The organism is Haloprofundus salinisoli (assembly GCF_020097815.1).
Lineage (GTDB): Archaea > Halobacteriota > Halobacteria > Halobacteriales > Haloferacaceae > Haloprofundus > Haloprofundus salinisoli.
Genome location: NZ_CP083664.1, coordinates 90627 through 103191 on the forward strand (window position 1 = coordinate 90627; position 12565 = coordinate 103191).

General features: G+C 57.6%; 12 protein-coding genes. 6 read left to right on the forward strand and 6 right to left on the reverse strand.

Annotated features, from left to right (window positions below; all coding sequences use genetic code 11):
* Positions 1–59: 59 nt before the first annotated feature.
* From LAQ73_RS16120 to LAQ73_RS16135, 4 genes are all read right to left on the reverse strand, one after another.
* On the reverse strand, positions 60–920 hold the full coding sequence (locus LAQ73_RS16120) for a class I SAM-dependent methyltransferase (RefSeq protein WP_224271017.1): 861 nt from the start codon (positions 918–920) through the stop codon (positions 60–62).
* Positions 917–1693 carry a methyltransferase domain-containing protein gene (locus LAQ73_RS16125; protein ID WP_224271018.1) on the reverse strand — a complete coding sequence of 259 codons (777 nt, stop codon included), beginning with the start codon at positions 1691–1693 and terminating at the stop codon, positions 917–919. The genes LAQ73_RS16120 and LAQ73_RS16125 overlap by 4 nt, the downstream gene beginning before the upstream one ends.
* A 2-nt stretch (positions 1694–1695) precedes the next feature.
* On the reverse strand, positions 1696–2256 hold the full coding sequence (locus LAQ73_RS16130; protein WP_224271019.1) for an OsmC family protein: 561 nt from the start codon (positions 2254–2256) through the stop codon (positions 1696–1698).
* A 66-nt stretch (positions 2257–2322) separates the two neighbouring features.
* Positions 2323–2727, reverse strand: a complete 405-nt coding sequence (locus LAQ73_RS16135) for a carboxymuconolactone decarboxylase family protein (protein WP_224271020.1) — start codon at positions 2725–2727, stop codon at positions 2323–2325.
* Positions 2728–3051: 324 nt separating this feature from the next.
* Here LAQ73_RS16135 and LAQ73_RS16140 point away from each other — a divergent pair, with 324 nt between their 5' ends.
* The 4 genes from LAQ73_RS16140 to LAQ73_RS16155 all read left to right on the forward strand — a co-directional run bounded on the left by LAQ73_RS16140 (position 3052) and on the right by LAQ73_RS16155 (position 7178).
* A complete protein-coding gene (locus LAQ73_RS16140) occupies positions 3052–4065 on the forward strand; it encodes a Cdc6/Cdc18 family protein (RefSeq protein ID WP_224271021.1) in 1014 nt (337 codons plus the stop codon).
* A gap of 268 nt (positions 4066–4333) precedes the next feature.
* Positions 4334–4816, forward strand: coding sequence for a hypothetical protein (locus LAQ73_RS16145; protein ID WP_224271022.1), 483 nt, complete (start codon positions 4334–4336; stop codon positions 4814–4816).
* A complete protein-coding gene (locus LAQ73_RS16150; protein ID WP_224271023.1) occupies positions 4803–5063 on the forward strand; it encodes a DUF8156 family protein in 261 nt (86 codons plus the stop codon). The genes LAQ73_RS16145 and LAQ73_RS16150 overlap by 14 nt, the downstream gene beginning before the upstream one ends.
* Positions 5064–5066: 3 nt before the next feature.
* Positions 5067–7178 (forward strand): type B DNA-directed DNA polymerase, encoded by a 2112-nt coding sequence (locus LAQ73_RS16155; protein ID WP_224271024.1) that lies wholly within the window; start codon positions 5067–5069, stop codon positions 7176–7178.
* A 195-nt stretch (positions 7179–7373) separates the two neighbouring features.
* Here LAQ73_RS16155 and LAQ73_RS16160 read toward each other — a convergent pair whose 3' ends face one another.
* Positions 7374–8759, reverse strand: a complete 1386-nt coding sequence (locus LAQ73_RS16160) for a serine hydrolase domain-containing protein (RefSeq protein ID WP_224271025.1) — start codon at positions 8757–8759, stop codon at positions 7374–7376.
* An 89-nt stretch (positions 8760–8848) separates the two neighbouring features.
* On the opposite strand from LAQ73_RS16160, the gene LAQ73_RS16165 reads away from it, so the two are divergent.
* Complete coding sequence (locus LAQ73_RS16165; protein WP_224271026.1) at positions 8849–9958, forward strand: dipeptidase; 1110 nt, start codon at positions 8849–8851, stop codon at positions 9956–9958.
* Positions 9959–9977: 19 nt separating this feature from the next.
* Here LAQ73_RS16165 and LAQ73_RS16170 read toward each other — a convergent pair whose 3' ends face one another.
* A complete protein-coding gene (locus LAQ73_RS16170) occupies positions 9978–10709 on the reverse strand; it encodes a helix-turn-helix domain-containing protein (RefSeq protein ID WP_224271027.1) in 732 nt (243 codons plus the stop codon).
* 156 nt (positions 10710–10865) lie between these two features.
* On the opposite strand from LAQ73_RS16170, the gene LAQ73_RS16175 reads away from it, so the two are divergent.
* Positions 10866–12461, forward strand: coding sequence for an N-acyl-D-amino-acid deacylase family protein (locus LAQ73_RS16175; protein WP_224271028.1), 1596 nt, complete (start codon positions 10866–10868; stop codon positions 12459–12461).
* Positions 12462–12565: the final 104 nt, after the last annotated feature.

Consider the following 12565-nt stretch of genomic DNA (forward strand, 5'->3'; position numbering starts at 1 on the left):
GTGAGACGACCAAATTCAAGGGCTCGAAAACATATGGACCGAGTTGAAAATACGCTACGCTATACGGGAATCACAACAGTCTGTAAGTACTGATTCTCGACGATTGCCGTCCCGTCCGTCGCACGATTATATCGATCGAATACCTCCCCGAGGTCAGTCCGGAGGCGCTCTTGCGCGTCGGAATCAAGCATCTTGAGCGCCTGGACCGTCGGGCCGAAGTACGTGCTGAACACATCTACTGCGTGGTCGATCGACCGATAGTACTGGAGTACAGTCCGCCGATTGCTTTCGATCGACCGAGTGCGAGCGCTAAGTAACTCGTCGAGCCCGTCGTTGGTGCCCCAGCGAAGGGGCGACGGGACATTGGGTGGTGGAGGAACGTATCGCGCATGTGCAGCGAACCAGTCGCCGCTCCACCCGCCGGGAATCGGACCTGCCAGACCGATTTTGCCGCCCGGTTTGCACACCCGAAGTAGTTCGCGTGCCGCCTGTTCCTGATTGGGCGCGAACTGTATCCCGTACACCGAGAGCACTGCGTCGAAGCTGTTGTCGGGGAAGGGCATGGCCTGAGCATCACCGATCTGGAAGTCGATTTCTTGTCCGTTGGCCTGCGCCCGGGTTTTCGCTCGTTCAATCAATCCAGGCACGTAGTCGAGGCCTGTGACGTCACAATACCGTCGCTCCGCGACCAGTGCCGCTGTGCCGCTTCCACACGCCACGTCCAGGACCCGTTGTCCGGGGTGTGGATCGACGGCTTCGCAGAGTGCCTCGGCCATGACGACGTTTTGGCGGGCGATTTCGTTGAAATCGCCGCTAGACCACGTCTCTCGTTGGCCTTCCGTAATGCTGCCGTAATCAGCTGACTGGGTATCATCCTTCATCTCGGTTGCCTTCTTGTGGGTTCTGTCGCCGGTTTTCACTGGTCGTTCTTCCGAGCACTCAGCGAGATGCTCCTCACGCCGTACTTCTGGCACGCGTTCGTCGCTTGCTCCGAGATGAACTCGTACTGGGGATTCTCTCTGACTTCAACGTCATCGAATCCAGGCGTTTCGATCATGTCGGTATAGTCGGTGACCTGTTCGGCTCCACCGATGCACGCCGCCCAGAGGTCCGCGTTCGACTTGATGCTCTCGGGCATCCGGGTCTCGCTGATGATATCGGAGAGTGCCAACCGGCCCGCTGGTCGAAGCACGCGACTCGCCTCCGTGAAGACGTGCTCCTTCTCCGCAGAGAGATTGATGACGCCGTTGGACACGATGACGTCGAACGACTCGTCTGCGAACGGGAGGTCTTCGATGTACCCCTGTTCGAACGAGACGTTCTCCATCCCGGCCTCGTCGCGCAGCCGCCGTGCTTTCTCCAGTTGCTCGTCGGTCATGTCGAGGCCGATCACGCTCCCAGCGTCGCCGACGTGAAGCGCCGCGACGAAGGCATCCATGCCCGAGCCGCTACCGAGGTCAAGCACGTCATCTCCCTCTCGGAGATCGGCGAGGTCGAAGTGGTATCCGACGCCAGCGAACGAGTCGATGGCCTCTGCAGGCACTCGGTCGAGATCTGAAGTTCGATAGCCGAGCCGCTCCGCCAGCGCGCGTCCCATCTCGAAGTGATGCTCGTCGGTCGGAGCCTCTGCGACGTTCCGGTAGACGGTCTTGACTTCTCGCTCTAGCTTATTGACGTCGAGTGATTTCGACATTGCTACTCACCCCTCCGTACGGAGACCACGTCGGTTTCGAGCGGGACGGCATTCGTGATGTTGTCCATCAACGGCGACGTGGCCTCGACTCGCTCCCTGAGCTCGGCGAGTTCTTCGTCCGACGCGTCCGCGTCGATGTATGCGGTGCATGTCACCGTGTTGTACCCGGCGCGGACGTCCTCGGAGATACCGAGGAATCCCCGAAGGTCAACGTCTCCTTCCAGTTCGAACCGGAGGTCGTCGAGTTCGATACCCATGGCAGCGGCGTTGGCCGCGTACCCGACGCTCAGACACGAGCCGAGAGCGGCGAGCAGAAGCTCGACCGCGTTCGGTGCCGCGCGCTTGCCGAGGATCTGCTTCGGTTCGTCGCCTTCGACGTGAAACTCCCGGGTGTGAATCCGTTCGCCGGCCTGATCGAAATCGTCGATCGATGTCACACACTGCAGACCGTCGGTCCATTCGGTTTTCGCGCGGAACCGGAATTGGCCGCTCTCCGGTTCTTCCGTGATTGTTTCGACCGCCTGGCCGAGCTGTTCTACGTCTACGCCATTGTTGACTGACATGATGTGTTATCTTTTCCCGTGAACGCTATTAGCACGTGAACTCGGCCGATAAACCGGTTCAACGGTTCAATCGGCACCTGCTGCCGTAGCATCTTGCTCTTTGAGGAATTCGACGATCTCCGTCGTTTCGGTGACGAAGTCGTCGAGATTTACTTCGTTCCCATGCAGGACCGTCGAGAAGTACTGAGTAGATCCGGCTAGAGTGACCACCTCTTCGAGTTCATCTTCTGTGACCTCTGCCAGTCGCGCCTCTTCTTTGTGGAAATGCACACAGTAGGGACACTTGGTGGTAGCTGCGACACCGACACCAACGAGAGCTTTCTCCCGCGGGGACAGCTCGGTTTCTCCGAACGAGAGATCTCGAAAGATGCCCCAGCTGTGATCACTGGCCGGCTCTGCAAGGCTCTCCATCCAACTTGGAACCTGTCCGAGCGACATTTCGATTTCGTGTCGTGTTTGGGTTGATACCATAGTGGCTTTCCCCGAGTCACGCTACGAGTAGTCAGGATATGTAGGCGACTAGTGATTCTCGACCAGTCGTTGACCGGCGCGCAGCCGATGAACTGAGGTCATCGAGCGCTTGAAAAATCACCAGATGACTATCTGACCTTCGCAGCCGTGTAGACGTTCATTATGGCCGTTAATTAGAGGCCCATTCTACCAAGGTGAGGAACTGAGACGAAGAACGGTCTTATTATCCGAAATGCGAGGGCTGTAGTCGAGCTCAAGTATCGGAACTATCGGAACTCACCCTGTTCCGTTTATTACGGCTCCCGAGGAAGAGTCCGGATAAGTATGATCAACGATGCTCGCGTGCTGCAACCCGAGTTCATCCCTCAGGAGATCGAGCATCGCAATCAAGAGACGAACGTCCTCTCGAACGCGCTCAAACCAATCATGGACGGCCAACCGGGGGAAACTTCACTCCTGCTTGGTCCATCTGGTGCCGGAAAAACGTGCATCGCGCAGTTCACCGTCGAACGGCTCCGAGAGAACGTCCTCGACATCAACACCCAATACATCAACTGTTGGCAGGACTACACCCGATTTCGAGTCCTCTACCGTATCCTCGAAGGGATAGACCAGACGGTAGATATCCACCGGCGTTCCACACCACGGGACGAATTGCTAACTCGACTTCAGGAGTACGACGGTCCGCACTACGTCGTCATTCTCGACGAAGTCGACCAACTCGAAGACAAAAGCGTCCTCTACGACCTCTATCGCACGCGTAAGATTACGATGATACTCATCGCCAACCGCGAAGAGGACCTGTTCTCGATGTTCGACGAACGCTTGACGAGCCGCCTGCACGGGAGTGTCCGGGTTGAATTTGAGAGGTACCACCTTGACGAACTTGTCGTGATTCTGGCTGCGCGAGCACGCTGGGGACTATCGGAAAGCGCTATCGGAAATCAGCAACTCGCTCTCATCGCCGACGCGGCAGCCGGTGATGCGAGAATTGGGATTAGCATTCTCCGCAACGCTGCGCGCCTCGCAGATCAGCAATCTCTCGACACAATCTCGAACGAAATCGTCCATGAGGCCGTCCCCGACGGACGCGAGGAGATTCGGCGCTCGACCGCAGACAAATTACGTGAGCATCAGCGCGTCCTCTACGAGATTTTGCTCGATTCTGGCGAGATGAGTCCGGGCGATCTCTACGACGAATACTGCGAGCACGTCGACGAACCGAAGACGAAGCGAACCGTCCGCAACTACCTCCAGAAGATGGAGCAGTACCGACTCGTCGTCGCCCAAGGCGAGAAGCGTGCGCGGACCTACAGACCTCGGAAAGAAGCGTCCTGAAACGCGGTATCGGAATTTCGGAAACACCCCTGTCTTCATTATGACACAAAGCCGCATAGGTTCTCCTGTAATGTACCAACAGACCGGCGACCAACCAATACTCCCGACGCTACAGGAGGGGATGACACTCTTACAGGCGAATCGAAGAGCGACAGGTGCGTTGCAGTCACTCGTCCTTGACCATCTCCTCTTAGAGGACGGAGACGCAGTCTGGGTCGACGCTCGTGGAAACGGAACGACGCAGCAACTGTGTCGAATCGCACCGAATATGAGAGTACTCGACCGAGTTCACATCGCTCGAGGCTTCACTCCGTGGCAGCACTACAGCCTGCTGACGGACCTTCCCGATCACATCACAGAGGACACGTCGCTCGTCGTGCTTCCGGAGTTCGACTGGTTCTACCGGACTGATGACCTCCGGCGCGGCGAAGGCGAGCGAATGTTCTCGGAGGCAGTTTCGCGAGTCATGGAGTTGCTTAACGATGTCGACGTACCGGTTCTCCTCACGCTGTCGGAAAGAGACGACTTCACCGAACCACTCCACGACGTGATTTCCGAAACGGTGGAGTGTGAGCTGACCAAGTATGGACCACGGTTCTCGGGCGACTCGTTCGATACGCTCGTTTATCCGCTCGACAACGGGCTAGTCCAGACGACGATTGCGTACTGGAACACTATCCTCGCGGCACGTCACCCAGCTGTCGTTCCGACGACTACGTCTTCGGAGGTGACCACCGTTGGGGCGAACTAACCCGACGCACCGTGATTTGATTCGTGCGACCGAGAGCCGATGGTCGGACTATCGGCGTGCGCTCAGACACGACGATCAGCCGCATTACGACCGGTTGTTCGACCACGCTCGTGCTCACGCGGACGCCGGTGGGTATCTCAACCACCAGTTCGTCGAGATTCCGATTCTCATCTCCATCGCGCTCGAGCAGGAGAAGCGGATTACGTCGCTTGAGAATCGAATGGACGTCGACGAATTTGGCGAGTGACCCATGCCGTTCAAAATCGACTATCTCGATGGTGACGTACTCGAGTGGTCACTGACGCCCGGCGGTGCGGAGTTCACTCGAAACGCGTCATACGAGCCAACGATATACATCTCGGCACACGGCGATGGCGATCTCAAGGAGGTCTCGGAGGTACTCCGTCGACACCCGAAGGTCACACTCGCGCACCTGGTGGAGGAGAGAGTCGGGTTCAGACACGACCCAGAACCGGTACTTCGTGTCGATGTTGTCGACTTGGATGCAGTTACTGATGTTGCACACCAAGTCAGGGGATGGGGAAAACCCGGTGAGTACCGGTGCTACAACGTCGATTTGAGCCGAGAGTTCAGATACTGTCTCGAGGAGGGCGTGTCGCCGATACCCGATGGCGATCTCTCAGTTCTCGATGTTTCTATCCCAGAGCCTCAACTCTCGAGTGGACAGATCACGACGGTCGAGCTAGGAGACGAGACGGTGAGCGGAACGCAGGTGGATATCATCGAGGCGGTGAGCAACCATCTCAGCGCTGACGACCCGGATGTCCTCCTGCTCAACACGAGTGAGGTAATCCCGAAATTGTACCAACAAGCCGAGCGGGTGGGGAATCATGAGTTTGAGTTAGGGCGTCTCTCCGGTTGGCAACAACTCGCGGGAAAGTCGACGTACGCGAGTTACGGGAAAGTTGGCCACTCGCCAGCGCGGTACAACCTCCCGGGTCGGATAATCATCGACCGGTCGAATACGTTCATGTGGAACCAGACGAACCTCGACGGCTGTCTCGACCTCGTCGAACGGTCGGGGAAACCGCTTCAGGAGTTAGCCTGGTCTTCTATTGGGAACATCCTTACAGCGATTCAGATTCGAGAGGCGCGGAAACGAGGTGTGTTGGTTCCGTGGAACTCCTGGCGGCACGAGCAGTTCAAGACGATGCGCCAGCTGCACGAGGCAGATCGCGGCGGATTTACATTCGCACCGAAGGTGGGTTTCCACGAGGACGTCTACGAACTCGACTTCTCGTCGTTGTACCCGAACATCATCGTCACTCGCAACGTGAGTCCCGAGAAGATTCGCTGTGAGTGTCACGCTGGTCGAGAGGACGTACCGGGACTGGGTTACTGTATCTGCGACGAGCGAGGGTACCTCCCGGACGTCCTTGAACCGCTCATCGAAGACCGCGACGCTATCAAAGCCGAGCTTCAAGAGATAGACGACCCAGAGCGAGAGAAAGCGTTAGAGGGTCGATCGAACGCGATCAAGTGGATTCTCGTCTCTTGCTTCGGGTATCAGGGATTTTCGAACGCGAAGTTCGGGCGTATCGAGGGCCACGAGGCGATCAACGCGTTCGCTCGAGAGATTCTCCTCGACTCGAAGCAGATATTCGAGCAGAACGGATGGGAAATCGTCCACGGGATCGTCGACAGTATCTGGGTCCGGCGGGTTGAGAACGAGGCGCAGACCCCGCTCGACGAACTCGCCGAGCAAATCACTCGCGAGGTAGGGATACGATTGGAATACGAGGCAGCATACGATTGGATTGCATTCGTCCCGATGCGCGATAGCGACGCTGGCGCGTTGACGAAATATTTCGGAAAGATCGCCGACGAGGACGAGTACAAGTATCGGGGTATTGAGTGCCGACAGCGTAGTACGCCGGCGTTCATCGAAGAAGCGCAGAAGGATTTGGTTCGAGTCCTTGACGAGCATCGAGAACCAGAACGCGTCTGCGACCGACTGAAACTGTGGGTTGAGCGCCTTCGGCGTGGCAGTGTTGAGCTGGAAAATCTTCTGATTGACAATCGAGTCTCAAAGAACGCCGGCGAGTATTCGCAGTACACACGGAACGCGGCAGCACTCGAACGGGCCGAAGGACACGGCCTCAGTCGAAGTCCAGGTGAGAGCGTTTCCTACGTCGTCGTCGACGACGAGAAACGGTCGAGAGACCGGGTGGCGTTGGCACATGAGGAACCCTTGGAGTACGATGCCGACTTCTACGAGACGCTACTCCTCCGTGCGGCGGAGAGCGTCCTCTCGCCGCTCGGCTGGCGTCAGTCCGCTATCGAGAACGCGCTCGCAGGCTCGCAGGATTCGAAGCTCTCGGCGTTCGAGAGCTGGGGATAGATGGATCGACTGATCACTGACGCCCGGGCGTTTCGATCGGGGTACGTCCCGCAAGAACTCTACCATCGAGAGGGGCAGATTGCTCAGCTCTCCTCGGCGCTCGGCATTCGCTGGGGTCACGTCAACTGCATGAGCGACTCCTCGAAGTCCGCGGTATTGCACGCTCTGACTAAGCACGCCGGTCGTGCTGCTTACCTATGCCCGGTGGAGTCGCCAACGGTCGACGAACATTTCCATGCTATCGGTCGTCTGTTCGAACCTGACTGGTGTACGACTCCCATCAGGAGTGACAGTGTAGAATTCAAAATCTGTCGGATCGGTACTTTCGGGTAGCACGAGCAGTTTCTGTGTCGCGCGACCACTCCCGTACTCCACAGTCAACCCACCGGAGACACGGTCGACGGTTGCGGTTGTAATACCTCGGTACGACTCGTAATCGCCCGTCACCGCATCCAACTTGGTGTCGAGGCCGAACTGAGGGACAGCGTTTGTGGGGTCCTCACCCTGCACGATTGCCAGTATCGCCGGGCCGACGTTCATTGGGTGTACTTTCGGAGAGGTCGAGCACTGTAACACGACACCGACAGCTGCCTCTTCGAGGAATCCGAGATACGCAGTACATACTCCAATGGACCCACCATGTCCGATTAGCCGGTCGCCAACGAGGTCTGAAATCATCCAACCGCATCCGTAACGCTGTGTCTCCCCATTCAGATACTGCAATCTCGTTGAGGCTGGCTCGTGCAGTTCGGCGAGATTCTCCGACGAGAGTAGGTGGTTTCCCTCGAACTCCCCACCGTTCATATTCATCCGAAGATAGTTCGACATTTCAGTGACCGAGCTGAGAAGTCCCCCAGGAGCATAGATTGTTTCGTCAAATGGGAACGACCCTGTCTCCAAACCTCCCTCTCCGTGGAAATAGGGTGTCATTCGGTCTTCTTGCTTCTCGAACGAGTCGGAGTCGAAAGTCGACCGAGTCATTCCGAGCGGCTCGAGAATCTGCTCCTGAACGTACTTCTCGTAGGACTTCCCGGTAATGCTCTCTACGACTTCGCCGAGGACGGTGTAGCCGGAATTGTAGTAGAAGAAGTGCTCATCTTCGTCGGTGAGACGTTCTTCGAGTGCTCCCCACAGGTGTCTCGAAAAATCGCTGTCGCTTGTAATGGGCGAGGCGACTTCACCAGCCCCCATGAGACGTGCGATGAGTACAGCAGCGCTTCCATCGCTTGGCAGTCCGGAGGTGTGAGTCAGCAATTGATGGATCGAAATTGGGTCTCCCGGTGCATCGGTGTAGCGGTCAACGTACTCACTAATGGGGTCTGTGAGCTCAAGTTCTCCATCCTCGGCGAGTTGCTGAATAGCCAAGGCGGTGAACGACTTCGTGATTGACCCGATCCCATAGAGTGTGTCGCTCGTCGACGGAAGATTCTCGGAGACATCACGGGCACCGAAGCCATCAGCATAAACGAGTTCGTCTCCCTTTACCAGAGCCAAGCTCGCACCAGGAATTCCATTGTCGTCCATCCAGTCGATGACGAACGATTCGACTGCCGCGCAGGTCGTACGGTCGATTGTTGGCATGTTCTCGTAAGCGCCGGTTCAGGGGTTAAGCCTGCGTCCTATCATCAGAGGGGTTTGTCTTTTGGTATCGCCTCTCTCAGATACCCCCCATGCGAAACCCAGTATTCGACTACTACCCACGTGGGACCCCTCTGATCCGGTCGACCCGCATCGACGACGCGATGAACGCCGCCCTCTCGCGTGGCGCATCTGCGGGGGCTGCTTTAGATGCGATGGAGAACGCACAGGTAGACCAACTTCGCGACGACGAGGAGTTCGCCCAGGAGATGCGTGACGCGTACGACGCCGCAGGAGTGAATCTCGTGAGCGCGACGATGGGAAGCCTCGACTCGGCGTTGACCTACGCGGAAGGGGTTCGGCGCGACCTCGCGCGATGGCAAGCACGTATCGATGCGCTTGACTGGATGCAGAAAGTCACGAGTCCCGAGGAAGCACGCACCGTCGTCGACGACGGTCACGTCGGTATCGTCCTCAACGTCCAGAATGGAGGCGCGGCGACTGCTGGCGACGTGACGGAAGTCGACGTACTCCACAACGCAGGCGTACAGATCGTCCAACTGACCTACAACAGCCGGAATCTCGTCGGTACCGGGTGTACCGAGCGGACGGACTCTGGTCTGTCGTATCACGGCGTCGATATCGTCGAACGGCTTCAGGAGCGGGGGATGATCGTCGACCTCTCTCACTGTGGAACGCAGACGACACTCGACGCGATAGAGACAGCCGAGAAGCCAGTGGCGGTCACACACGCGTTCAGCCGGTCGCTGGCGGACCACGACCGAGGGAAGAGCGACGAGGAACTCGATGCGCTCGCCGCTGTCGACGGATACTACGGTGTCGTAGCTGTCCCGTTCTTCCTCGATCCGGGGAATCCGAATGCCGAGCTCGACCTGTTCTTCGACAACATCGAGTACGCCGTCGACAAAATCGGTATCGACCGGGTCGGAATCGGAACTGACTGGGGGTCGTGGACACCAGAGATTCCCGAACCACTGCGGGGTGGTCTCGAAGAATCGTTCACTGGGATGGGTTTCCGCGCTGAACACGGAGTCGAAGTCGGTGTCGGCTTCGGACCGATGTCTTCGTACGAAGACTGGCAGGTCATCCCAGAAGGCTTAGACGAGCGGGGCTTCACGCCGAAGGAACAACGGAAACTGCTCGGTGAGAACTTCTTGAACTTCTGGGAACGAGCCCGTTAGCCGGATCTCGATCGTGGAGTCACAGTTCGGGTGTCCGTTCCAACTGGTGGAGCACGTGCTGCATGACTTTGTGCTCGCCGATACGAAGGTGTTCGAGGAACGTGGGACCACTGATATCTAATTCGGTCGCGATTTCTTTTGCGCTCGTCTGGCGCGGCCACTCGTAGTACCCTTTACCTGCGGCGGCGAGCAGACATTCGCGCTGTCGCGGCGAGAGTTCGCTATTGATCTGGTCGCAGATATTGTCGAACTCAACAGCCGAACCCTCGGTGAAGCCGTGTATCGCTTCGATAGTGACGTCGAAGTTTTGCTGGAGGGTCTCGATGATGTTCCCAAGTCGGTCCGTTCGGGCCATCATCGTCCAGTACTCGTATCCACGGTAGACGTGGACGGGAACGATCGGAACGAACCCTGTGTTGGCCATACTGGGGACGATACTGCTCGTCCGTTCGTAGACGACGAGCACTCGTGCGCGGGTATCTGTCTGCTTCAAAATCGTCACGGAGTCGACGACATCGTGATTGTCGATGGTTTCGATGAACGCCGAGAGCGACGTCTCACCATCCGCGATGAGGATGAGATCTGCGGTGATATCGTCTTCGGAGGGATAGAGTGACTTTTCGATGATCCGTGTATCGGGGCACTCATTCGTCGTATCGAGGGTCCAGCATCCGGGGTGGCGAATTTTCAGTCGTACCTGTTTGTACTGCGAGTTACTACCACTGAGTTCGTTTGGCCCGACCGTGCTCATTGGTGGCTCATGCCAATTCGAGGGTATAACACTATCCCCTAGATAGCAAGGGTCGACGGTGTTGCTCGGCTGTCACCCCGAGATTGAGGCAATTCTGGAAGTGAACCCTTCATTCCTAGGGGAGCGATATATGCGACGTACAAGCGTGGCCGACGTATGACTGATTTATTCCTCGATAACGTCCGGATACTGGATGGGAGCGGTGCCCCGTGGTTTCGTGGGGCGATTGCAGTTTCAAACGGTCAGATAGACCGGATTTTTCGCCAGACCTCGACCGATTTCCCGGTCGACGAGGTACTCGATGGTGAGGGTGCAATCGTCTGTCCGGGGTTCATCGACACACACTCGCACTCGGATTTACAGTTGTTTTCAGACCCGACACTCGCACCGAAGATTCGACAGGGTATCACCACCGAAATTCTCGGTCAAGACGGTTTTTCGATGGCCCCACTGTACGACGGTGACCCTGACGTTTGGCAGCGACAGCTCTCGGCTCTCGCCGGTGGATTCGACGATCCGTGGAACTGGAGTGGCGTCGATAGCTACCTCGACGCCGTCGTCGATCGTGGAATTTCGCCGCACGTCGCGACACTCGTCGGCCATGGAACCGTTCGGTTCGACGTGCTGGGAATGTCAGACCGCAACCCGACGAGCGACGAACTCGACGAGATGTGTGCACGGGTCGAGACTGCACTCGAAGACGGCGCTGTCGGCCTGTCGACCGGACTGATCTATACGCCGTGCACGTATGCATCGACCGAGGAAGTCCGTGCGCTCGCGAACGCAGTCGCACCGACTGGGCGACCGTTCGTTGCTCACATTCGGAGCGAGGGGCGGTGGATATGGGAGGCGCTGGACGAGTTCGTCGATATCGGAGTCGAGACGGGTGCACCGCTCCATCTCTCACACTTCAAAACCGCAGGCGAAACCCAACATGGTACCGCCGACCGTGCGATTCATCTGATCGAAGCTGCGCGGGACCGCGGCGTCGACTTCACTGCGGAGATGTATCCGTACACTGCAGGGAGTACGATGTTGTCGGCGTTACTCCCACCATGGCTTCACGCTAACGGGCCGGACGAGATGCTCGAACAGCTCACAGACGAGACGATACGAGAGCAGATTCGCCGTGACGTCAAGGAGTGGCGTATCGACGGCTGGGAGAACTTTGGCGGACTCGCTGGGTGGGAGAACGTGTACGTGACGAGCGTCACGAGCGAAGACAACATCGATGCAGAGGGAGCGAGTATCAGAGAGATTGCTGACGGTCGTGGTTGTGATGCGATCAAGGCGGTGTGTGACTTGCTGGTCGAAGAAGAACTCGGTGTGAGTATCCGCGTACACACGCTCGTAGAGTCGGACGTGGAGACGATTCTCGAAACGCCATGGGTTTGTATCGGGAGTGATGGATTGTTCGGTGGGCGGCCACATCCACGTGTATACGGCACATTCCCACGGGTTCTCGGTGAGTACACCCGCCGACGAAACCTACTCTCGCTTCCGGAAGCAGTTCGGAAGGCCACCTCGCTGCCAGCCCGTATCTTCGGTCTTCACTCGAAAGGATTACTCAGGCCCGGAATGGACGCCGACCTCGTTGTGTTCGACCCACAAACGGTGTCCTCGCCAGCAACGTTCGAGAACCCATCCCGCTATCCGACCGGGATTCAGCACGTTCTTGTCGACGGAGAGTTCGTTGTTCGCGACGGTGAAACGACGGGTGCGACCCCCGGCAGAGCGCTCCGAGCGGAGTAAGCAGTATACCACTCTCGAATATCGCGCGTCCGTGAGCGAGGTTCTGAGATCTTCGAGTTTGTGATTTCGAGAAACCACGCCGCTCGATTGGGAATTCAAAAGCC